This window comes from Halorientalis salina (genome assembly GCF_005049285.1).
GTDB classification, from domain to species: Archaea; Halobacteriota; Halobacteria; order Halobacteriales; family Haloarculaceae; genus Halorientalis; species Halorientalis salina.
Genome location: NZ_SOSC01000004.1, coordinates 55,427 through 77,362, shown reverse-complemented (window position 1 = coordinate 77,362; position 21,936 = coordinate 55,427). Strand labels below are relative to the sequence as shown.

24 protein-coding genes are annotated in these 21,936 nt (G+C 67.4%); 9 read left to right on the top strand and 15 right to left on the bottom strand.

Going from position 1 to position 21,936, the window contains the following annotated elements:
* The first annotated feature begins 114 nt into the window (after positions 1-114).
* A complete protein-coding gene (locus tag E2481_RS09680; RefSeq protein WP_136716940.1) occupies positions 115-504 on the top strand; it encodes a thiamine-binding protein in 390 nt (129 codons plus the stop codon).
* A 92-nt stretch (positions 505-596) separates the two neighbouring features.
* Here E2481_RS09680 and E2481_RS09675 read toward each other — a convergent pair whose 3' ends face one another.
* Together E2481_RS09675 and E2481_RS09670 are read right to left on the bottom strand one after the other, a co-directional pair.
* Positions 597-2,237, bottom strand: coding sequence for a Na+/H+ antiporter NhaC family protein (locus E2481_RS09675; RefSeq protein ID WP_136716939.1), 1,641 nt, complete (start codon positions 2,235-2,237; stop codon positions 597-599).
* A gap of 139 nt (positions 2,238-2,376) precedes the next feature.
* Positions 2,377-2,649, bottom strand: a complete 273-nt coding sequence (locus E2481_RS09670) for a DUF7577 domain-containing protein (RefSeq protein WP_136716938.1) — start codon at positions 2,647-2,649, stop codon at positions 2,377-2,379.
* Between the two features lie 139 nt (positions 2,650-2,788).
* On the opposite strand from E2481_RS09670, the gene E2481_RS09665 reads away from it, so the two are divergent.
* The gene (locus tag E2481_RS09665) at positions 2,789-3,190 is read left to right on the top strand and encodes a DUF2267 domain-containing protein (protein WP_136716937.1); all 402 of its coding nucleotides are present in this window, start codon (positions 2,789-2,791) and stop codon (positions 3,188-3,190) included.
* Between the two features lie 49 nt (positions 3,191-3,239).
* Entirely contained in the window at positions 3,240-3,566 is a 327-nt protein-coding gene (locus E2481_RS09660) for a hypothetical protein (RefSeq protein ID WP_136716936.1), read from the top strand.
* Positions 3,567-3,906: 340 nt separating this feature from the next.
* On the opposite strand, the gene E2481_RS18695 is transcribed toward E2481_RS09660, so the two are convergent.
* From E2481_RS18695 to E2481_RS09635, 7 genes are all read right to left on the bottom strand, one after another.
* On the bottom strand, positions 3,907-4,056 hold the full coding sequence (locus tag E2481_RS18695; RefSeq protein WP_169302414.1) for a hypothetical protein: 150 nt from the start codon (positions 4,054-4,056) through the stop codon (positions 3,907-3,909).
* Positions 4,057-4,149: 93 nt separating this feature from the next.
* Positions 4,150-5,106: a hypothetical protein gene (locus E2481_RS09655; RefSeq protein ID WP_136716935.1), complete on the bottom strand. Its 957-nt coding sequence runs from the start codon at positions 5,104-5,106 to the stop codon at positions 4,150-4,152.
* Positions 5,107-5,223: 117 nt separating this feature from the next.
* The gene (locus E2481_RS18690) at positions 5,224-5,373 is read right to left on the bottom strand and encodes a hypothetical protein (protein WP_169302413.1); all 150 of its coding nucleotides are present in this window, start codon (positions 5,371-5,373) and stop codon (positions 5,224-5,226) included.
* Between the two features lie 87 nt (positions 5,374-5,460).
* The gene (locus E2481_RS09650) at positions 5,461-5,808 is read right to left on the bottom strand and encodes a thioredoxin family protein (protein WP_136716934.1); all 348 of its coding nucleotides are present in this window, start codon (positions 5,806-5,808) and stop codon (positions 5,461-5,463) included.
* Positions 5,809-5,854: 46 nt separating this feature from the next.
* Positions 5,855-6,568, bottom strand: coding sequence for an energy-coupling factor transporter transmembrane component T family protein (locus E2481_RS09645; RefSeq protein WP_136716933.1), 714 nt, complete (start codon positions 6,566-6,568; stop codon positions 5,855-5,857).
* Positions 6,562-7,260: an energy-coupling factor ABC transporter ATP-binding protein gene (locus tag E2481_RS09640; RefSeq protein WP_136716932.1), complete on the bottom strand. Its 699-nt coding sequence runs from the start codon at positions 7,258-7,260 to the stop codon at positions 6,562-6,564. The genes E2481_RS09645 and E2481_RS09640 overlap by 7 nt, the downstream gene beginning before the upstream one ends.
* Positions 7,257-7,838: a biotin transporter BioY gene (locus E2481_RS09635; protein WP_136716931.1), complete on the bottom strand. Its 582-nt coding sequence runs from the start codon at positions 7,836-7,838 to the stop codon at positions 7,257-7,259. The genes E2481_RS09640 and E2481_RS09635 overlap by 4 nt, the downstream gene beginning before the upstream one ends.
* Positions 7,839-7,985: 147 nt before the next feature.
* Here E2481_RS09635 and E2481_RS09630 point away from each other — a divergent pair, with 147 nt between their 5' ends.
* Positions 7,986-8,510 (top strand): hypothetical protein, encoded by a 525-nt coding sequence (locus E2481_RS09630; protein WP_136717149.1) that lies wholly within the window; start codon positions 7,986-7,988, stop codon positions 8,508-8,510.
* A 24-nt stretch (positions 8,511-8,534) separates the two neighbouring features.
* On the opposite strand, the gene E2481_RS09625 is transcribed toward E2481_RS09630, so the two are convergent.
* From E2481_RS09625 to E2481_RS09615, 3 genes are all read right to left on the bottom strand, one after another.
* Positions 8,535-12,149 (bottom strand): hypothetical protein, encoded by a 3,615-nt coding sequence (locus E2481_RS09625; RefSeq protein ID WP_136716930.1) that lies wholly within the window; start codon positions 12,147-12,149, stop codon positions 8,535-8,537.
* A gap of 93 nt (positions 12,150-12,242) precedes the next feature.
* On the bottom strand, positions 12,243-12,668 hold the full coding sequence (locus tag E2481_RS09620) for a hypothetical protein (RefSeq protein WP_250137778.1): 426 nt from the start codon (positions 12,666-12,668) through the stop codon (positions 12,243-12,245).
* A gap of 343 nt (positions 12,669-13,011) precedes the next feature.
* Entirely contained in the window at positions 13,012-13,662 is a 651-nt protein-coding gene (locus E2481_RS09615) for a lactate utilization protein (RefSeq protein WP_136716929.1), read from the bottom strand.
* A gap of 187 nt (positions 13,663-13,849) precedes the next feature.
* On the opposite strand from E2481_RS09615, the gene E2481_RS09610 reads away from it, so the two are divergent.
* From E2481_RS09610 to E2481_RS09600, 3 genes are read left to right on the top strand one after another with little or no spacing between them, the layout of a single operon-like run.
* A complete protein-coding gene (locus E2481_RS09610; protein ID WP_136716928.1) occupies positions 13,850-14,431 on the top strand; it encodes an IMP cyclohydrolase in 582 nt (193 codons plus the stop codon).
* A gap of 45 nt (positions 14,432-14,476) precedes the next feature.
* Positions 14,477-15,136, top strand: coding sequence for a metallophosphoesterase family protein (locus tag E2481_RS09605; protein WP_136716927.1), 660 nt, complete (start codon positions 14,477-14,479; stop codon positions 15,134-15,136).
* Between the two features lie 32 nt (positions 15,137-15,168).
* Positions 15,169-15,915: a hypothetical protein gene (locus E2481_RS09600; RefSeq protein WP_136716926.1), complete on the top strand. Its 747-nt coding sequence runs from the start codon at positions 15,169-15,171 to the stop codon at positions 15,913-15,915.
* A 19-nt stretch (positions 15,916-15,934) separates the two neighbouring features.
* On the opposite strand, the gene E2481_RS09595 is transcribed toward E2481_RS09600, so the two are convergent.
* Positions 15,935-17,125 carry an aspartate kinase gene (locus E2481_RS09595; RefSeq protein WP_136716925.1) on the bottom strand — a complete coding sequence of 397 codons (1,191 nt, stop codon included), beginning with the start codon at positions 17,123-17,125 and terminating at the stop codon, positions 15,935-15,937.
* Positions 17,126-17,301: 176 nt separating this feature from the next.
* Between E2481_RS09595 and E2481_RS09590 the strand changes: the two genes are divergently transcribed.
* Complete coding sequence (locus E2481_RS09590) at positions 17,302-17,685, top strand: hypothetical protein (RefSeq protein WP_136716924.1); 384 nt, start codon at positions 17,302-17,304, stop codon at positions 17,683-17,685.
* 18 nt (positions 17,686-17,703) lie between these two features.
* On the opposite strand, the gene E2481_RS09585 is transcribed toward E2481_RS09590, so the two are convergent.
* Positions 17,704-19,326 carry a DNA-directed DNA polymerase II small subunit gene (locus E2481_RS09585; RefSeq protein WP_136716923.1) on the bottom strand — a complete coding sequence of 541 codons (1,623 nt, stop codon included), beginning with the start codon at positions 19,324-19,326 and terminating at the stop codon, positions 17,704-17,706.
* Positions 19,327-19,487: 161 nt separating this feature from the next.
* Between E2481_RS09585 and E2481_RS09580 the strand changes: the two genes are divergently transcribed.
* Positions 19,488-20,186 carry a S26 family signal peptidase gene (locus E2481_RS09580; protein WP_136716922.1) on the top strand — a complete coding sequence of 233 codons (699 nt, stop codon included), beginning with the start codon at positions 19,488-19,490 and terminating at the stop codon, positions 20,184-20,186.
* Positions 20,187-20,249: 63 nt separating this feature from the next.
* Here the strand turns inward: E2481_RS09580 and E2481_RS09575 are convergent, their stop codons facing one another.
* Positions 20,250-21,887, bottom strand: a complete 1,638-nt coding sequence (locus E2481_RS09575; protein ID WP_136716921.1) for a Cdc6/Cdc18 family protein — start codon at positions 21,885-21,887, stop codon at positions 20,250-20,252.
* Between the last annotated feature and the right edge of the window lie 49 nt (positions 21,888-21,936).

Here is a 21,936-nt window from a genome sequence, read left to right as displayed (position 1 = left end):
GGCTTGGCGGGAACCTTTCGACAGCCCGCGAAAACACTTTTGCGTGTGTTCGTGGGTAGCCACAGACGCGCCGCCGCCGGTCCGCTAGCCCCACGGTGGTGCCGATACTCAGCCATGTCAGTGATTGCCCGATTCGAGGTGATCCCGGTGGGCGAACGGCGCATGTCGACCGCCATCGCCAGCGCCCTCCGGGCCCTCGACCAGTTCCCCGTCTCGTATCAGACGACAGCCACGGACACGATCATCGAGGCCGACACCAGCGAACAGGTGTTCGCCGCCGTTCAGGCCGCCCACCAGGCCATCCCCGACGACCGCGTCATCACGTCCGTCGAGATCGACGAGGACCGGCGCCGCCCACAACGGATGGGCGAACGCGTCGCCGCCGTCCAGCGCGAACTCGGCCATCCACCGCAACGGCTCCAGCCACCGATCCAACAGGGAGCGCCGACGGAACCACGACCGACCGAGCAGACACGACGAGGGCCCCCGTCGCGGACCCGGTAGCGAACGGTCTCGACGGGCGGCTCGTCGAACGGCATCGGGCGGTTCCCGTCTCCCGAAGCGTGCAAGAATCGTACCACGGACTCCGCCGGCCGTCACTCCTCGCGGGCCCGCTCTGGGACCGGGTCCGTCCTCTCGGTCCCACTGCTCCCGGACGTGTCGTCGGCCCGGTCGCCGGTCGTGGTCGCGACAGCCGGGTCCACGTCCTTGCGCGCGGCGTCCAGCGTCGAGAGGACGTACACGAGGCCGACGAGCGCCAGCGCGCCGAGCGGCAACCACACCAGCGTCGTGACGCCGGTGACGCCCCACGCAAGCAGGACAGCGATGGCGACTGCCGCCACCGTGACGGCGTAGTAGAGTTGCGTCCGGACGTGATCGATCAGATCGGCACCCGTAAACGTCGCCGACAGGACCGTCGTGTCGGAAATAGGCGAGGTGTGGTCCCCGAAGATGGCGCCCGAGAACACCGCACCGACGACGGCTGCGACCATCGTGTGGTCGCCGGTGAGGTTCCAGGCGACCGGCACGACGATGGGCGTCAGGATGGCCATCGCGCCCCACGACGTCCCGGTCGAGAACGCGACGAACGCCCCGGTGAGCAAAACGATAACCGGGAGGACGGCCGGGTCGATGACGGACTCGGCGTAGCCGGCGACGTACCGTCCGGTGCCCAGCGCCTCGACGGCCTCGCCCAGCCCCCAGGCGAGGACGAGAATCGACACCGCCGTGAGCATCACGCCGAAGCCGTCGACCACCGTGTCGGTCAGTTCGCCCAGCGTCATGATAGTCAGGACTCGCCCGAGGACGAACCCGGAGCCGACCATCGCGAACGAGCCGTAGACCAGGGCTGCGGCGTAGTCGGCCCCGGTCACCACGTCGTACGCCGACGCACCCGGCTCGTAGCCGGTCCACAGCGCGGCCCCGACGGTCACCGCGATCAGGACCGCGACCGGCCCGAAGAAGGCGAGCAGGCGCGGTCGGGTCGCCCGCGGCTCCCCGAGCGTTCCCTCGACGTCCTGCATCGGCGTCGCCCCCTCGCGGACGACCTCGCCCGTCCGCCGGGCACGGGCCTCGGCGTCGAGCATCTCGCCGTAGTCCCGGCCGGACGCGACGACGATCGCGACCATCGCGATGGCGAGGATGGCGTAGGCGTTGAACGGGATCGAGCGCAGGAACACCTCGAACGCCGGCGGGGCCGAGTCGACGCCGAGTTCCGCGTAGGCGTCGGCGATCAGCCCCAACTGGAAGGCGACCCACGAGGAGATGCCCAGCGTCGCGACCGGTGCGGCCGTCGAGTCGACGATGTAGGAGAGCTTCTCCCGGGACACCGATAGCCTGTCAGAAACATCTTTCATCGTACTGCCGACGATGGCCGTGTTGGCGTAGTCGTCGAAAAACAACAGCAAGCCGAGCAGCCAGGCGACCAGGCCGGCCTTCCGGGGCGTGTCCAGGCGCTCGATGGCCCAGTTGCGCAGCGCCTGCGACCCGCCGAGTCGCCAGACCATCCCCACGCCCGAGCCGAGCAACAGGGTAAAGAGCAGTATCCGGGCGTGCAACTCGTCGGCCATCGCGGCCACGATCCAGTCGAAGGTCCGTACGAGGCCCAGTCCGCCACTGACCAGCGCGCCACCGGCCCAGATGCCCAGGAACAGCGACAACACCGCCTTCCGGGTGACGATGGCCAGCCCGATGGCCAGCAGCGGCGGCACCAGTGACACCAGTCCGTAGTCGGCCATACACCAGGGGTTGTCCGATACCAGATATGCGTGTCGGACTCACTGCGCTCCGACAACACCCGTTCCCGACCGGACGCCGATTCGCCCATCCGAGTGCGGCGAGCGTCGACACGGCCGCTCACCGCGAGGCCGGGTGCCGTCAGTCGCAGGCAGTGGCAAACTGCCGTTCTGGAAGCGGCGTGGTACAGCGATGACAGTACCGGAACTCCGAGTCGTTCGTCCCGCCACACCGCCGGCACGTGACCGTGTCCGCGTCGACGACCGCCATGTGGGTGCCGTCGCGAGACGCCGTTCGAGCGGTCCAGTACGCCCCAGTACCCGCGTCGTTCGAGTCCGCGTCCTGCCAGCCCCGAGAGAGGAAGTACACGTTCGTCGCTACCGCCAGGACGACGGCCCACACGATCGAGTCCATGGCACTCCGAGTGTAGTCCGAGTCGCCGATTAAACTGCGTCGATCGCGCTCGATTACGTGACGGACAGTCACTCGTCCGGGTCGCGCCGCTCGCGACCCGGCCCGAATATTCAAGCCGACGCCCCGAGAGTCCCTCCCAATGCGAACGGATTACGACACCCTCGTCGACGACATCGCGACCCGAGCCGAGATCGACAACCTCGCCAAGGCCGAGCGCGCGGCCATCGAGACCCTGCTCACTCTCGGAGAGTACGTGCCACGGAGCGAGGCCGACGCACTCGGCGTCTTCCTGCCCGGCGCACTCGGCGACGCGGTCACCGAGCGAGACGAATCGGCGGACGAACCCAGCGCCGAGGAGTTCGTCGAGTTAGTCGCCGAGCGCCAGGGGTTCGGCGTGGAACCGGCCGACGCCCTCCGACACGTCCGGGCCGTCCTCGCGACCATCGTCAGCCACGGCGGCCGCGACGAGATCCAGCGGGCACGCGACGGGTTGCCCGACGATTTCGATCCCCTCTTCGAGACCGCCGAACTCACCAACTGACCGATAGGACTAACATCTCGGCGGATATGTCGGGTAACGAGCCGTATCCATGCCACCCTCGCCACCGGACCCTCCCGACGGGCTTCCCGCGGCCGTCGTGGACTCGCTCGACGGGCTGTCCCCGGCAGCGCTGCGCCGACTCGCCGCGTACGCCGAGACACTCGCGGCCCACCGCGAGCAGGAATCAGAGTCGACCGAACAGGCGGACGCGACGACGGAAGCCGATCAGTCCACCGAGGACTTGCCCGACGGCGTCCCCGCGAAGGCGACGCTCACGGTCAAGGAGATCAACGACAACCGCTATCACTACTGGCAGTGGCGCGATGGCGACCGGATCAAATCCAAGTACAAGGGCCCAGTCACCGACGGCGAGTAGGCGAACTCGACAGCCGCTGGCTCCACCGCGACGACAGCCCCACGAGCGTTGCTCTCACCGAAAGGTTCATGGTATGGTGTGCCTTACCATAGAGTGGACGGTGATGAACTAGTCTATCGATCACGACCATCCTCAAACCCGAGTCGTATCGTCAAGTGCCAGTTCGGCGATTCGCTCGACGGCAATCCTGCAGGCGTGGCCCTGTTTCGTTCGCGGTCTGATTCTCTTCGTTCGACGAACTCGCGAGCGACCGCACCGTCGCTCACGGGCAGTCAGGACTAGTTCGCGCGCAACTTCGACAGTCGGCGGAAAACGGTGAAAACGGAACGCAGTTTCGGCTTCAGGAGAGGTCCGGGACCATCGGGGCGTCGCCTACACGTGCCGCTTCCGAACGTTTGAGCTGGCCGCCGTCGGCCCGGATGGCCGGCTGGCTGGTGGTGGACTCGCTCGAAACTTCGGGCACGGTCGGTGCAGACGCTTCGTCTCGCATCGTATCTACACCGTCGCCGGCCACCCACATAAACCTTCATGATCGATCATCGTAAATCCGGCAAGAATTGTCGGAGGGCGCTGATCGAGTCGGTCACAGGGGCGTCCGGGACGCCAGGGTGTCGCGCAGTTCCGTGACGCCGGCCACGGTGAGACAAGAGACGAACGCGATCGTCCCGAGTTTCCCGCCGGCCCCGACGAAGGCGGGCGACACGAGAACGAACACCAGCCCGCACAGCCCCCCCGCGAGGCCGACGTGGCCGGTCGTCAGTCGGTCGGGCGAGGACATCCCGACGAACGAGGCACAGAAGGCGACCGCCGCCAGCGTCCCGCCAGCCGCCGGCGACAGGGCGGGAAACGCGACGCCGGCGACCAGCCCGACCAGCGCCGAGCCGACGACGGCCCCGAGATCGAACCGGACGCTCAGCACGACCGTCGCCACGGCGGCGACGGCGGCCACCGGGACGAACAGGGAGGCGCGGCCCCACTGAATCGGGGCTCCGGTGCCGAACGTGACGCCGGGCAGCGCGACCGCGGCCAGACAGCCGAACAGCGCTAGCGTGCCGAGTTTGCCACCGAAGCCGCCGAACGACTCCGTCGCGGCGACGAACGCGAGGCCGGCGACGACGGCCGCGACCGCGAGGTGCTCGACCGTCGGCAGTACCGACGGCGAAACCATCCCGACGAACGAACCACAGTAGACGGGGACGTCGATATCGGGGAGCGCGACGCCAGCGACCAGACCGATGGCAGCCGAGGCCAGGACCGGACCGAGTCCGGCGTGGACGCTCATCGCGTAGGTCCCGACGGCCCCGGCCACGACTGCGGCCACGTCGAGGCCGTCACGGTGGGTGAACTCGGACGCCGCCAGCTGGCCGCCGATGTACTCGCGTTCGACGACGGCGGTGAGACCGGCCGCGAGAAAGAGCCCGCCCTCGACCGAGAGTCTCCCGGCCGAAACACCGGTCGGGTCGCCGAGGGCGGCCACCAGCAAGGCGAGGGGCGTCACCAGCAGGGCGACGTATCCGGCGCGCTGTATCGTCCCGTACACAGCCACCAGTTACTGCTCGCACAGTAGAACGTTCTGATTCGCGACACGGCGTGTCCCTCGAACGATTGAAACCAGCAACCTACGGCGAAAACAGGCTTCGCGTCTCGGAACCAGGCTTCAGGAGAGGTCCGGGACCATCGGAGCGTCGCCTACGCGTGCCGCTTCCGAACGTTTGAGCTGGCCGCCGTCGGCCCGGATGGCCGGCTGGCTGGTGGTAGACTCGCTCGAAACTTCGGGCACGGTCGGTGCGAACGCTTCGTCACGCATCGTATCTACACCGTCGCCGGCCACCCACATAAACCTTCATGATCGATCATCGCAAATCCGGCAAGAATTGTTGCGAGCGCCCAATCGCTAGTCGGCAGTCTCCTCGATCCAGGAGACGAGGTCGTCGGCCCCGACGAACCCCTCCGCGCGGCGGTCGACCGGCTCGCCGTCGACGAACAGGACGAGCAGCGGGACGCTCTGGACCCGAAACCGGTCGATCAGCGGCGGGTCGTCGCGCGGGTTGATCAGGCCGATCGCCGCCTCTGTCGATCGGGCGACGTTGCTCAACACTGGCTCCATACTCTGGCAGATGGTACAGCCGTCCGTGTAGAACTCCACGAGTGCGAGGTCGGACTCGTCGACGAACGCGTCGAGGTCGGATTCGTCGTCCAGGTCCGTCGGGCGAGCGTCCGTCAGCGCGGGATCGTCGCTCATACGCTACATACGAGCTTGCATCGTGTAAGTTCGTCGCGACACCGGGTCACACGCTTCCGATGACCGCCGACCCGACCAGCGCGAGACCCAGCGCCATCCCGGGCACGTCCCACCAGCCAAGCGAGAGCCGGGGCAGCGTCGGGTTCCACGCGAAACACCGGGCCCGAAGCGCCAGCGAGAGCGCGTCCGCCCGGGCGAAGACCCGCCGGAGCCCCGCCGTCGCCACGATCCGTATCCGCTCGGCCAGGGGTCGCTCGGTCCCGAGTCGGGCGTGCATCGCCTCCCGCGCCCGCACCAGATCGTCGACGATCACCGGCAGGAACCGGAAGACCACGGCGACGCCCATCCCGAGGAACTGGCCGGGCTTGCCCGGGATAAGCCACTGGACGGCTGCCCGGGACTCCCGCGTCGGCGTCGTGTGAACGTACGCCGCGCTCACGAACAGGATCAGCAGGACGCGATAGCTGGCCAGCGCCGGGAAGCGCGCCTGAGCGAGCGAGAACCACGGCCAGCCGAACGTCAACCCCTCCAACAGCGGTGCAGCGATCAGGATCGGCAACACGAACCGCAACTCGACGAGGGTCCCGAGCGGCGAGAGCCGGGCCGCCCCCACGAACCCCAGCGCGATCGCGGTCAACACCGCGAGTCCCCGCGGCGTCGTGTGTGCGAACGCCGCGACCGCGAATCCCGCCTGCACGGCCAGTTTCGTCCGCGGGTCCAGCGCGTGGACGACCGTCGACCCCGGCTCGTATTTCAGCATGGTCGCACGTCGAACGCCGACAGTTCGTCCCGGATTTCCCCTGGATTACCGTCGAGGGCAACATCTCCATCGGCGAGAACGACGACCCGATCGGCGAGGTCAGCGAGGTCCCGGAGGTCGTGGGTGACGACGACGATTCCCTTCCCGCCGTCGTGGAGCGCGGCGAGGCGGTCGAGCACGGCCTCGCGGGCCGGCTGGTCGAGACTCGCGAGCGGTTCGTCCAGCACGAGGTGGTCTGGGTCCATCGCGAGCGCGCCGGCGATGGCGACTCGAGCCTGCTCGCCGCCCGAGAGCCGATCGATGCGGTCGTCGCCCCGGTCGCCCATTCGAACGGTGTCGAGCGCCTCGGCCACTCGGCGGTCAATCTCCTCGCGGGCGAGCCCCAGGTTCTCCGGCCCGAACGCCACGTCGCCGCGGACTGTCGCCGCGACGAACTGGTCCCGGGGGTCCTGGAACACCATTCCAACGGTCGTGCGTGCGGCCACGAGGTCCTCGCTCACCGGTCGGCCGTCGACGAGCACGTCGCCCGAGTCCGGTTCGACGAGGCCGTTGAAGTGGCGCACGAGCGTCGTCTTCCCTGCCCCGTTCGGGCCGACCAGCAGGACGAACTCCCTGTCTCCGATAGAGAGATCGACGCCGTCGAGGACGGCCGTCTCCCCGTAGCGAGCCACGAGGTCACGGGTCTCGATCATTCCGCGATGAAGGCGTCGCTGCGAACGATGCCGACCGCGGCCGCGATCTTGAACGCCTCGGCCGGGATGAACGCCGCCGCGCCCGCCGTAAAGGCCGCGACCGGGCCCATTCCGAGGACGATCATCAGCCCCGCGATGCCGAAGGCGTAGATGAGCGCCGTCGCGAGGACCATCGCGCCGACGAGCCGAACCGACCCGACCGCACGCGGGTCACCGACCGTGAGGCCGCCGTGGACGATGGCCCCCACGACGAACGCGGCGACGGGCCAGGAGATGAGGTAACCGGCGTTCGAGCCGACGAGGTGGCCCAGACCGGCCGCGCCGCCGCTGAACACCGGTGCCCCGACCGCGCCGGCGACCAGGTACACCACCAGCGACGCCCCGCCCCAGACGGGACCGAGGAAGATGCCCGCGAGGAACACGCCCAGCACCTGCAGCGTCACCGGTGCCGGCGAGAACGGGTTCGGGAAGCTGACGTACGCGAACGCCCCCATCAGCGCCGCGAACAGCGCCGCCCGCGCGACGTTCTCGACGACTTCCTCGCCGACGAGGTCGACATCGTGCGTGTCGGCGCTCATCGCGACCACTCCGATTTTCGTGTGTGACGTGTCATCGTACCCACTCTCCTTCGTCGACCGGATTGAACACTTCGGTTGACCGCCCCGACGGCCCACTCGATCCCACAACACAAGGGGTGGCCGTCCCTGGCCCCGAATATGCAGGATCTGGACGCGTTCGTCGCCGAGTATCTGGACGCCTACGGGGACACTCAGGGCGTTCTCCCCGAGCGACTCGACGAGTTCGGCGAACAGTACCGCCAGCAGGGCCATCTGACTCGCCAGCAACTGTACGACATCGCCTACGAGTCCTCGACGCGGAGCGCCTACCACGTCGAATCCAACCCCGAGTCCCGGTGCCGGGAGGTCACGGAGAACGTTATTGCCGTCGAAGGCGACTTCTCGAAGATCCAGCTCGTCACGGGACTCAGCGGGTTCAAAGCCCCGACGGCCTCCTGCGTCCTGGCCGCGCTCGACCCCGAACGGCACGCAGTCGTCGACACGCGGGTCTGGGCGGCGCTGGACCGACTGGACTATCTCGACGGTCGCAAGGAAAGCTTCGACGCAGCGGACTACGTCACGATGATCGACCCGATCCGGACCATCGCCGACGACACCGGGTACACGCCGGCCGAGGTGGGCTACGCCCTGTTCGCCTACGACGACGACGTTCGCGAGGGGACGCTGCACTGACGAGGGTCGTCACCGACCGCGCCGTCACTCTTCGGCGGACTCCTCGTCGTCGCCGTCGCCGCCGTCGTCACCACCGTCCTCGTCGTCGTCCGGGTGTTCCAGATCGCCCGCCCAGTCGTCGTCGAGGTCTTCGAGGTCGTCGAACCCGGATTTCCCTGCTCCGGGCCAGTCCTCGCCGGCGTCCGCCGAGTCGTCGTCGGTCTCGTCCCAGGAGGACCCGATACCGTCCATCCCCGAGTCGTCGACCTCGTCCGTCCAGTTCGGACCGTCGTCCGACTCCCCAGTGTCGATGTCGACGTCTTCCATCCAGGGGTCCTCCGGCTCTGCTCCCCCGTCGTCCGACTCGACCGTCCAGCCGCCCTCGTCGTCCGACTCGTCAGTCGCCTCGGCAGTCCACTCGTCCCCGTCCTCGTCTCCCGTTTCTGGCTCGCCGGTCTCGGCGTCAGCCACGTCGTCCGCGTCCCCACCGTCCGACTCGTCAGTCGCTTCCGTAGCCCACTCGTCCCCGTCCTCGTCTCCCGGATCGGACTCGCCGGTCTCGGCGTCAGCCACGTCGTCCGCCTCGTCCGTCGCGTCGGCATCGTCGGCCTCGGCGGGACCCGAGAGCTGTGAGCTGTCGATATCGCCCGCTTGCGAGCTATCGATGCCGCCCGTCCCCGTGTCGGTCTCACCGACCGACTCGGCGGTCTCGTCCGTCCAGGCGGTTTCGAACCCGTCAGTTCCGGCAGCCTCGGGTTCGGCCGTCCGTTCGTCGGCCGCGACTGCCGGGTCCTCCGCCGAGTCGTCCTCGGCAGCCGTCGGCTCACCGACGCTCTCGGGTTCCGCCGGGTCCGACCCCTCGTCGACCGGCTCCGGTTCGGTGACCTCGACGTCCGGCGTCCATCCGTCCTCGTCCGTCTCCGTCTCTGCCCCTTCGTCGCCCGCAAACACGGAGCTCTCGTCGTCGCTTCCCGCTGCACCGGACTCCTCGGCCGCCAGCGGGTCCGCGTCCACCGCCTCGTCCAGCGCAGCGTCCTCGGACTCGGCTAGTTGCGCGTCGTCGCCCTCGGCCGGTCCGGCGGCGTCCCCGTCTCCCGGCGACTCCGCGACTGGCTCCGGTTCGGCGACCTCGACGTCCGGCGTCCACCCGTCCCCGTCCTCGGCGGCCAGGTCGCCGTTCAGGTCGTCGCTCGCCTCCGACGAGCCCCCCTCGTCGGGTTCGCCAGCGGTCTCGACCGACGACGCGTCGGCGTCGGCCTCGCTCGCCACCGATTCCGCGTCCCCGCTCCGTTCGTCCGCTCCGACGCCGGCCAGCGCGTCGTCGTCGGTCGGGGACTCGTGATCGTCGGCCTCGGCCAGCGGCGAGTCGGCGAGGTCCTCGGTGAGCGAGATGTCGATGGCGTCCTCGCTGACGGTCGCCGTAACGTTCGCGCCGCCGCGGTCGTTGTTCACGAACACCTGCGAGGCCAGCAGGTCGTCCTCGACGTTGATGAGAATCTCGAACGGTGCGTCGGTCGGCGTGGCGTGGGCTCGACGCGTCGCCCCGGGTTCGACCTCGACCCAGTAGTCGAAGACGACCTCGTCGGTCGTGTGACACCGGAACCGGCAGATCAGCGCGCGCGACCCGCCGTTCCGGAGCGTGAAGGTCCCCGGCACCGGTGCCCGCGTCGCCGGGACCGACGATTCCTCGTCGCCGCTCCCGGCGACCACGAGGTCGGTCGACGCCGCGACCGATTCCGCGATCGACTCCCCGCCGGGGTACTCCCAGTCCCCGTCCCCAGCATCCGACTCGGGGCCAGCAGCGCCGGCGTCCGCTCCCGATTCCTGTGCCGTCCCTCCTTGTCCGGCGCTCGACGACGCGCCCGCCGCGCCGGCGGCAGTCGAGGCACCCCCGCCCACGTCGATCGGTTCGTCGGTGGGGTCCGTCGACCCTTCGCCGGCACCACCGAACCCAGCGCCGGCGTCCGCGGTCGAGCCACCCGCCGCTCCGAATCCAGCGGTGCCGTCAGCGCTCCCCGCCGTTGCCGACCCACCTGCGCCACCGAACCCGTCCGGCCCGCTGCCGGCCTCACCCCGACCGTCGACGTTCCGGCCGGCCCCGGCCGCGTCCGGCCCTGCCTTGGAGTTCTCACCGACGCCGAAGCGGTTGAACACCACCGTCAGATCGACCAGCGGCGTCCGCCGGTCGATCGTCCGCAGCGGGTTGTCCGCGAGATCCCACAGCAGGAACAGGAACCCCGCGAAGAAGATCGACACCACGCCGACGACGAGCAGTATCGACACCAGCGACATCTCGTCGCCACCGTCGTCGCCTGACGCCGGGGGCGCAGCTGCGTCCGGCGTTCCGGTCGCCGTCCCCGGCATCGGTCCACCTGCGGGCGTCTCGCCGTCCGGAGTCGTCGAACCGTCCCCTGGCGTTCCCGGTGGTTCGAGCGGCGTCGCCAGCTCGGGACCACCGATTCGCAACAGCCACGCGGTCCCGGGCCAGCCTCTGTCGGTGCCGCTCTCGCCGGCGACGACGAAGCCGCCACCGGGCGCGGCATCGATCCCGGCGAACGACTCGTAGCTCGACCCGCCGTAGGTCCGGGACCACGACGGGTCCCCGCCTGCCCCGACGCGCACCAGCGCCCCGTCACCGAATCCGGACGCCGGGTTGGTCTCGCCGGCGAGCAGGAAGCCCCCGTCAGCGGCCGGAACCACGTCCGAGAGCGGCCCCGTCTCGTAGACCCGACTCCAGCGCTCGCTCCCGTTCGCGTCCAGCCGGACCGCCCATCCCTGTCGTTTCTCCGCCCCGAACGAGCGGGTCGCGCCGGTCAGGACCATCCCACCGTCGGGCGTCGCCCGCGCTGCCAGGAACCGATCGCTCGCCGATCCGCCGACGAGGTGCCGGCGTCGCTGCGTCCCGTCGGCGTCGACCGTCAGCACCAGCCCTTTGGGTCGAGGGTTGGCGACCGAGGCCGTCTCCCCGGCGAGGACGTACCCGCCCGTCGGCCGGCGCTCGATGGTCGAGATCGAATCGCCCACTCGCACGTCGTACCGCTTCGTCCAGGCGAGGGTCCCGTCGGTTTCGACCTTGGCCAGCCAGCCGTCGGTGTTTTCCCCGTCCGCGTAGGTCCCGGCGGCGAGGTAGCCGTCCCGCGTCCGCTCGACGGCCGCGAACCCGTCGTCCCCGGGGCCACCGGTCGCGATCCGCCACTCGACGTCCCCTCGACGGTCTATCTTCAGGACCCAGCCGTCCTCCCCGCCCGGCCCCCGGGAGACGCTCGTCCCGACGAGCAGCGCGCCGCCGTCGTCGGTCGGCACGGCGTCGTTGATGACGTCGTCCTCGCTCCCGCCGTAGGTTCGGTTCCACCGTTCGGTCCCGTTGGTCGTCGCGTTCACCACCCAGCCATCGAGTTCGGTCCCGCCGCTCGCGAGGATCGATCCCGCGGCGAGAACGGTTCCGTTGGGCGTGCTCTCGACGTCGTTGAACCGTCCGGCCGTCGCTCCGTACGTACGGTTCCACCGCTCCGGTGGTGGGTCCGCTCCCGCCTGTGTCGCACTGGTGGCGACCGCCGTCGTCGGCGCTGTCGGCGCGGCCGACCCACCGCCGAGGGCGAGCGCTACGGCGAGGACCGCCACGACCGCAACGAACACAGGGACCCGCCAGCGAAACCCCATTGTGCTGTCTCTCGGGTACCAGACACTAAGTGTTCGGGGGCGTATCAGCGAGCGAGCGACGCCACCCGAGACTCACGGCGGGGTCGGCCGCCGTCAGTCGTTCCGGGAAAATTCCGTACTCGATCCCTGATCCGGCGGCGACGCGGGGACCCAGTTGGCCTCGTCCAACACGAGCGTCGAGACGGTCGCGGCGACCTCGCGTGCGGACTCCTCGCTGACGAAAAAGGAGAGCTGGCCGAGCGACGCACCGACGCTCCGGCTCACCTCCGTCGTCGGCCGGCTCTCGTCGCCGACGATGGCCTCGACCTCGCGGGTGACCCGCTCGTCGAGTTCCGAAACCACGGGCTCGGCCAGTTCCGAGCCCGCCGGGAGCAAGTCGTACGTGACGGCGAACCCCTCTTCGTACTGCTCGACGGCGAAGAAGGGCGTTTCGTCGGATTCGGCCGCCTGATACTGGGCTTCGACGGTCTCGCGGTTCTCGTACAGTGGGACCTCCGAGGGAGCGTATCCTGCGGGCACACCCGTCACTAGCAGCCAGTGCGGTATGTACCTATCCCCGACCTCTATTGTCAACGGTCGGCCATACCGTTAGACTGAAACGATCTCGACACGAAACGAAGGGTAGGCACAGGTGGCGCATCCGAACCGGTTCGGACGCCACCGTCGACTGTGCCAGTGCGGTGACAGCGACTGCCCGAGCGCAGAACACGACAACATGGGGATATCACACGAGCGGTCCGTCGTCACCGCACTTTTCCGATTCTGATGGCCACGCAGTCGCAGGCTCGTCACCGCGAGAACGACGCCGGTGACAGGTTGTGAACACAGACAGCACTGGTCCAATCGAACGACTGACCGACGGTTAGTAGCCCAGCTGGTCGCGGACCAACACGACAGTCGTCCGGCCTTCTTCGAGTTCCTGTCGGAAGACGAGTTGTTTGGCGATGGCGCTCTCGACGCCGTAGGCCTCCTTCGCACGCTCGTTCTCAAGCGGATAGGCCACGGATTCGAGGCGGTCGAACGCCGCGTCCAGATCCGAGACGATCTTGTTCACGCCGCTGACGATAACGACGTTGCCCGCCGCGAAGGGGTAGGCCCCGATGCGGCTCCCCGAGCGGTCGGCGGCGACGAGTTCGCCCGTTTCCGCGATGGCGTTGACGCTCCCGAGGAAGTAGTCGGCGGTCTGGGACTCGCGTCGGGCGACCGCACGCTCCTCGTCGTCGTCGATGCTCCAGATCTCCGCGGCGAGGTTCTCCCAGTCGTGGTCGCCCTCCAGGAAGTCCGTGAACCCGATCTCTTCGAGGGTCGTCGAGTGACCGTTCATCACGGAGGCTCCCGCCGGAATGAGGTCCGTAACCGTGTCGAGCGCCGCCTCGGCGGAGTCGACGACCTCGACTTCGAACCCGTTGGCTTCGAGGTTCGCGACCGTCTCCTCGATGGTCTTCTCGTCGGGGACCTGGTCGAGCGATTCGTCGATGTCGGCGTCGTCCGCGTAGTCTGCTTTCTGTGACATTGGTATCAGTATCCTGTTGAAACGGGGATAACTTCGATACTCACTACAGCCCGAAACCTCATAAATCGGCGCGGACACCGGTGTTATCGGGTTACACCGGTGTTACCACCCCGTGACGAGTAGATGATAGAACGCCGGAACGCGGGGAATCGACACCTACTTTCCGCCGAGGGGGCCAGAGAAGGGTATGTACGTCGGACGCTTCATCGTCGTCGCACCGGACCGGGCAGCCTACAGGGTCTCCTCGCGGTCGTTCCCGAACCGAAAGATCATCGAACGCGACGGTGGGACCCTCACGGTGGTTCCGACCGACGACGCGGAATCGACGGACAACCCCTACATCTCCTACAACTGCCTGCGTCAGACCGACGACGCGGCAGTTATCGGCAACGGCACGCAGGTCGACCCGATCACGGAAAAGCTCGAACTCGGCTACCCGGCCCGAGACGCGCTGGCGGAGTCCCTGCTCGCGCTGGACTACGAGAAAGACGACTACGACACTCCTCGTATCGCGGGCGTCGTCGGCGACGAGGAGAGCTACATCGGCATCGTCCGCCGGGACGCGTTGCTGGTGGAAGCCGTCGACGACCCGACGCTCGTCGCGACCTACGAGAAGGACACCCCGGAAGCCCACGGGCTCGTGACCGAGGACGCCGCCGGCGTCGCCACGGAGGTGTACGACCTGGAGTTCGAACACGCGGTCTGTGCCGCGGGCGTCGCCAAAGCCGGCGACGGCTTCGAGACGGCCATCGAGAACGGCGAGGACTGATTTCCCGGGCGGCGATTTATCACGCTCGCCCGCGAGGCTTCGACCATGCGAGTTGGCGTCATCTCGGACATTCACAGCAACAGGGTTGCCTTCGAGGCGGTACTGGACGACATGCCCGCCGTCGACGCGTACGTGTGCGCGGGCGACGTGGTCGGATACGGCCCCTGGCCCGCGGAGTGTCTGGAGACGGTCCGGGACCTCGATGCACCGACGGTGATGGGCAACCACGACCGCGCGGTCGCGATGGACTCCGCGTTCGCGTTCAACAGCATGGCCCAGGCGGGCGTCGAACACAGCCGTGAGCACCTCTCCGAGGACCAGATCGAGTGGCTGTACGAGCTCCCGACCGAACGCACCGAGTTCGACGACCGCGTGAAGGTCGTCCACGGCCACCCCGACGATCCCGACCGCTACACCTACCCCTCCCTGTTCAAACCCGAGATGCTCGACGACGAAGACGTACTGATTATGGGACACACCCACGTCCAGGCCCACGAGGTGTTCGACGAGGGGATCGTGATGAACCCGGGGAGCGTGGGACAGCCCCGCGACCAGGACTCGCGAGCTGCTTACGCCGTGCTCGACCTGGACGCGATGACGGTCGAGGAACACCGCGTCGAGTACGACATCGAGGCCGTCGAGGACGCCGTCGAAGCGGCCGGACTCCCCGAAAAGATCGGCAAACGACTCCACACCGGGCGGTAGCTATACGTCACTTCGGCAACGGGTTTCGGCCGATGCCGTACTCCGTCCGTCGCATCGCCCTCCTCGCTCTGATCGGTCTCCTCGGCGTGACGAACTCGCTATGGTTGCTCCCCAACGAGGGCGAGCCACAGTACACGTACGAACGGGCCGAGATCAGCGTCGAAAACGGCTCCATTACTTATCGCGGCGACTCGATGTGGGCGTTCGGCCACGCGAACGACCTCGCCGACGTGGACTGCCAGCGTGTGGACGGCGAGTCCCGAGTCTGCGGGTTCGACCGCTATCTCCGCTCGAACGGGCCGGTTGCAGTCGAAACGGACACCGCCAGTGACGAACGGCCGGCCTTCGTCGAACTCGACGGCCGGTACTACGAGCGCATCCGGACGGAAAACGAAACCGTGACCACCTACGACGTCGAGCGAGTCACGCCCGACCAGTTGCTCGCGGAAATCGGTCGAAACCTCACCGGCGTCAGCGCCGACGACGCGGCGAGCCGCGAGTTCCTCGCCCACGAGGTCGTCGTCACCGGCGAGTCGGTAACGACCCTGGATAAACCCGAGGACAGCGGCGGGACGGTCGACACCGGCGTCGTCTACGAGCGAGACGGGAGCTACTACACCGTCGTCGTCACGGAACGCAGCCGGCTCGACAGACCGGTGATTTCGCCGATCACCGAGGGATTCTTCGAGTTCGTCGGGGCCGTTGCGCTGTTGCTCGTCGTCGTCCTGCTGCTGGCCCGGTACGATTACACGCAGCGAGTGTCGGGCAAAACGCGTTGATTCCGGATCGGAGCGGCGCTCAGTTGTCGAAGACGCCCTGGATGAGCTGGAGCGCGTCCTCGCCGTTCTCCCAGTCGACGAACACCGCGACGGAGGTCGCCGACGTGATGACGTCGTGGACGTTGATGTGTTCGTCGGCCAGCGGCGCGATGATGCGAGAGACGATGCCCGGTTCGGCCTGGAGCTCGCCGCCGGTGACGCGGATGACGGCGAAGGGATCGTCGACCGTGATCGACGAGAGCGTCTCGGAGGCGACGACCTCGTCGTGGAGCACCGTTTCGGCCTCCTCGGCGAACTCCTCTTTCAGGTAGAACGTGACCGAGTCCATCCCCGAGGAGACCGCGTCGATGTTGAGGTCCGCGTCGGCCAGCGCCGTCGAGAGTTCAGAGAGGATACCCGGTCGGTTGCGGATGGCGCGACCGGCGATGGTCAGACAGGCGAGTTTGTCCTCCTGAAGGTCGATGAGGTTCTCGAACTCGCCCTCGATGTTGGTCCCACCGGTCATGATGTCGCCGTGCTGGTAGTGGACCACCCGGACGTTCATGCCCGAGCCCTTGTAGGTGAGCGCGCTCGGCGCGACCACCTCCGCCCCGCGGAACGAGAGGTTGCGGAGTTCGTCGACGGTGATCTCGCCGACGTTGCGCGCGCCCTCGACGACGCGCGGGTCGCCGGTCATGACGCCTTCGACGTCGGTGACGATGACGACTTCGTCGGCGTCCATGTACTTCCCGAGCATGACGGCGGTCGTGTCCGAGCCACCGCGGCCCAGCGTGGTGACGTTGCCGGCGTGATCTTGTGCCAGGAAGCCGGTGATGACCGGCACCACGTCATCGTTGTGCATCTGCTCGGCGAGGACTTTCGCGCGTCGAGTCGTTTCCTCGACGTCGACCTCGCCGTGTTCGTTCGTGATGACCGGCCAGTCGTCCCGCCCCGGTTCGAGGAAGACGGCGTTGACCCCGCGCGCGGAGAGTGCGCCCTTCAACATCCGGACGGAGGTGCGTTCCCCCATGCTGACGATCTCGGCGCGGTCGGCCTCGTTGGCCTCGTACTGGATCTCGTCGAGCAGGAAGTCGGTCGTCGACCCCATGGCGCTGGCGACGACGGCGACCTCGTGGCCTTCCTCGACCGCGGCCGAAATCGAGTCCGCTGCGCGATTGACCCGGTCCCCGTCCCCGAGGCTCGTCCCGCCGAACTTCGCGACTACGCGCATCCGCCTGCCTCCGTTGGTGTGTGGTCGTGGCTCATATCCGCTCGCTTGTCTAGCGGCGGGGATAACTGCTTTCATTTGCTGAATGGTGTCGCTATCTCCCGCCTCCCACGGTCACCGGCAGCCGTCACGCCCGACCGTGGACAAACGTTTAGGCCGGTGGGAGGCAACGGGATGGTATGGACGTCCGCGACGCCGTCGAGGCGGACGCCGACCGACTGGCCGAACTCACCGGTGTCCCGACCGACGTGATGACGAACCTCGTTCACGACCGGACGGTCCGGGTCGCCACCGAGGACGACCGCATCGTCGGGTTCGTCAGCTACGACGCTCGCGAACGGACGGTTCACGTCACCCAGCTTGAGGGGTCGCCGTCGGTCTGTGACCGCCTCCTCGAAGAACCCGTCCGCTTCGCCCGCGGCGAGGGGATGGCCGTCGAACTGCTCGTCCCCGAACCCGACGAGGACATCCAGTCGGCCGCCGACGACGCCGGCTTCGACCACGTCGGCTCCGGTCCGCTGTTCGACGGCACGCCAACCGTCAAGTACCGGCTCGACAGCTAACCCCGTACTCCCCGACGACTACGCGAACTTCCGGATCGTCAGGTTCAGCGTGTCAAGATCGACGATCGGCGCCATCGCGCAGTCGGGATCGATGTTGACGCTCTTCTGGAAGTCGGTCTGGGCCTGCCAACAGCCCGAGTTGATCGTCAGGACGTTGTGGTACTTCCCGTAGCCGAACTTGTGGACGTGCCCCGAGTGGAACACGTCGGGGACCTCCTCCATGACGAGGTAGTCCTCTGTTTCGGGTGCAAGGCGGGTGTGGCCCCCGAACTGCGGGGCGACGTGGCGTTTCTTCAGGAGCTGGTACATCGCCTTGTGTGGCTCCTCGTAGCTGGCCTTGTCGTCGGGCAGTTCCGCGATGACCTCGTCGAGCGAGACCCCGTGGTACATGAGCACGGAGACGCCTTCGACTGTGACCGTCGAGGGGTTCGAGTGGATCGAACAGTCGTGGGCCGACATGATCGAGCGGAGTTCCTCGTCGAAGCCGGGCTGGGGTTCGGCCAGCCGGACGGCGTCGTGGTTGCCCGGGATCATCCGGATCTCCATGTCGCCGGGGACTTCTTTGAGGTACTCGCTGAAGGCCTCGTACTGGTCGTAGATGTCGACGATCGAAAGCTCCTCGTCCTGGTCGGGATAGATGCCGACGCCCTCGACCATGTCGCCGGCCAGGAGGAGGTACTCGACGTGTTCGGCCTCCTCGGTGTGGAGCCAGTCGGTGAACCGGGACCACGCGTCGGCCATGAACTCCTGGCTGCCGACGTGGACGTCGCTGACGAGCGCCGCGCTCACCTCCCGGTCGGCCGTCGACGGCTGGTACGTACGGGGAATTTCCGGGAAGTAGATGTCGTCCACGAAGAGGATGCCGTCGCCGTCGCCGTTGTCGTCCGAGAGGGTCCCGTCGACGGCGATGACCTCGTCGAACAGCAACTCGTCGACCAGGTCGGCGATCTCCCGGTCTTTCATCACGAGACAGGGGTAGGTCCCGTTGGTGTCCTCCAGTTCGATCAGCCAGTGGCCGCTGGCGGTCGACCGGATGTCCGAAACCATCCCGACGATGGCCGCCTCGCTCCCGCCGGCCATGGCTTCGAGTGCGTCGGTGGGACGGTGGTTGACACGCCCGCGCAACTGCCCGGAGAGTTTCTCGTAGCGGTCGCGGAACACCGCGACGAAGTCGCTGTACTCGCCGGTCCCGGTGGACTGCCCGGTCATGTCCCCCGAGACCTCGACTTCGTGGCGTGACGGGTCGATTGAACGACCCCCGTCGTCGGCCCCGGCCGCGTCCCGATACCCCTCCGTTTCGACTGGAGTCGACCCACCGTCGTTACCCGACGATCGGTCGTTCGTTCCAGTCGAAGCAGGGGGGTTGCCCGTGGCCGATTCGGTCGTCGCTTGCGATTCGTTCACGTCCGTCGTTTCGGCGACAGAATCGACAGCAGTCGCGCCGTCGTCGGCTCCGTCGAGGGTCCGCCGAACGTGAGTTGCGGAGAGTTTGAGGGCGTCGTCGTCGATGGTTTCGAGTGCGCGTTCGAGCGCGCGGCCGGGGTCGCCGGCGTTCGCCAGCAGCGTCACGGCTTCGCGGTCGGCGTTGTACCCGCGTTCGGCTAGTTCGGTGACGATGCGAGCCGGCGTCTCCAGTGGCACGGACAGTCAGTGTACTCGACCAAACAAAAAGGATACCGAATCGGCAGTGATCGGTATCGACCGGAACAGATCGGACAGGGAAGATCGGACACTGTGGGACGAGGAGCCACCAGTGCGATGACACACAAAGTTGAAGCACTGGCCGGGACAACCCTGGTTCGATGAGTGAGCGTAGCGAGGACAACGGGGGGCCGCGACCGGAGCCGTCGTCGTCCCCGAACGGGCCACGGGGTGGGTCCTTCCTCGACGACTTCCTCGGCAGCATCTTCGCCGTCCTCGGGATCGGGCTCCTGCTGTTCGCGATCAGCGGCGTGTGGCCACCGATGGTCGCCATCGAGAGTGGCAGCATGGAGCCGAACATCGAGATCGGCGACCTCGTGTTCGTCATGGAGGAACACCGGTTCGCCGGGGACGAACAGATCCGGGACACAGGCGTCGTCCCCGTCTACCAGGCACAGGACGAAGGCTACACGAAGTTCAACTGGCCTGGCGACGTGATCGTCTACGCGCCCAACGGCAACAGGGACGCGACGCCGGTCATCCACCGGGCCGTCTTCTGGGTGAACCAGAGCGAGAACTGGTACCAGACGAAAGCCCAGGCGAAGTTCCTCCCGCAGGACAAGCGGAGTTGTGACGCCCTGGAGTACTGTCCAGCCCCCCACAGCGGGTTCATCACGCTGGGCGATAACAACGAGCGGTACGACCAGCTCGATTCCGGCGGCGTCTCCGCCCCCGTCAAACCCGAGTGGGTCATCGGCACCGCCGAGTTCCGAATGCCCATCATCGGGCAGCTCCGACTCGGCGTCGGCTCGATCTCGCCGGTCCCGAGCGTCGAAGCCGCGGAGCTCGCGGTCAGCTAAGACGGGCGGTTTTCAAGGCCGCAGCAATACGATACGCAGTCGGGTTCAGAGAACAGTCGGGAATCAGTTGTCGAAACGCGCCTGGACGAACGGCTGGACGTCCTCGATGTCGCCCAGCCGGGAGTCCGACAGCAGGACGGCTTCGGTCTCGTCTATGGGGACCGAGAGGCTGATCTCCTTGGTCCGGCCGTAGCGGCCCTTGCTCACGACGACGGCGTTGACGATGCCGAGCATGTCCAGTTCGGAGATGAGGTCGGTGACGCGGCGCTGGGTGAGCGTGTCGGCGTCGATCTCCTCGCAGAGGCGCTTGTAGATGTTGTACACCTCGCCGGTGTTGATGTTGTGGACGCCGTTCTTTTCCAGCAGGATGATCGCGAAGAGGACGAGTTTCGACTGGGTGGGAAGGGTCCGGACGACCTCGACCACGCGGTCGAGTTCGATCTTCTCCTGGGCGCGCCGGACGTGGTCCTCCTCGACGCGCTCGGTCTGGCCGCGTTCGGCGAGTTCGCCGGCCGTCCGGAGCAAGTCGAGGGCCCGCCGGGCGTCGCCGTGTTCCTGTGCGGCGAAGGCGGCACACAGCGGAATCACGTCGTCGGTGAGGGCGTCGTTCTCGAAGGCGACCTCCGAGCGGTGCTGGAGGATGTCCCGGAGCTGGTTTGCGTCGTAGGGCGGGAAGACGATCTCCTCCTCGCCGAGGCTCGACTTGACGCGGGGGTCGAGGAAGTCCGTGAACTTCAGGTCGTTGCTGATGCCCATGATGGACACCCTGGAGTTTTCCAGTTCGGAGTTCATCCGCGAGAGGTTATACAGCGTGTCGTCGCCGCTCTTCTCGACGAGTTTGTCGATCTCGTCGAGCATGATGACGACCACGCGTTCGTGGTAGTCGACCGCCTCGAAGAAGCTGTTGTAGACGCGGTCGGTCGGCCAGCCGGTCATGGGGACCTCCTCGAACTCCTCGCGGTCAGCCTGGAGCCGTTCGATCTCCTCGTCGATGTCGTCGACGGTCTCGACGTCGGCCGACGAGTCCGCAGGAACAGAACCTTCGTGTGCGCGCTCGCGAAGTGTTTCCAGGTCCTCGATGCGGTCGTCGATGACCGTCCGGTTTTTCTCGATGAACTTGTTCGCGAGTTGGGCGAGCACGCGGTACTGCGTGTCCGTCACCTCGCAGTTGATGTACTCGACCTCGCAGGGGACCTCGTACTTCTGGGAGGTCGTCTCCAGTTCCTCGCTGACGAACTTCGCGCTCGCGGTCTTGCCGGTCCCGGTCTTCCCGTAGATGAGGATGTTCGACGGCGTGTCCCCGCGCAGCGCGCTGACGAGGATCGTCGCCATGTTGTTGATCTGTTCCTCGCGGTGCGGGAGCTTGTGCGGCGTGTAGGAGGGGCGTAACACCTCCTTGTTCTCGAAGATCGGCGCGCCGCTGAGGAGGTCGTCGAACAGGCCCCGGGACGCTTCGTCCGTGTCGTCGCTCGGCGTCTCGTCTAACACCACGTCGTCGAGCGATGGGCCGTCGTCCTCGTCACCGAGGGACAGTTCATCGGCCGCCGTTTCGTCTCGGTCGACGTTTGGCGGGGACGCCTCAGCGTCGACCTCGGGTTCGGGGTCGTCGTCACCCGAACCCGACTCGTTCGGCCCGTCCTGCTGGTCGGAACCGCCCGCGTTTACGCCGGAATCGTCGGATTCGTTTCCACCATCTGTCATTATTTTAACCCCTCCATTTCAGGTGGAGAGCGATCTCTCGCGCCCCAGT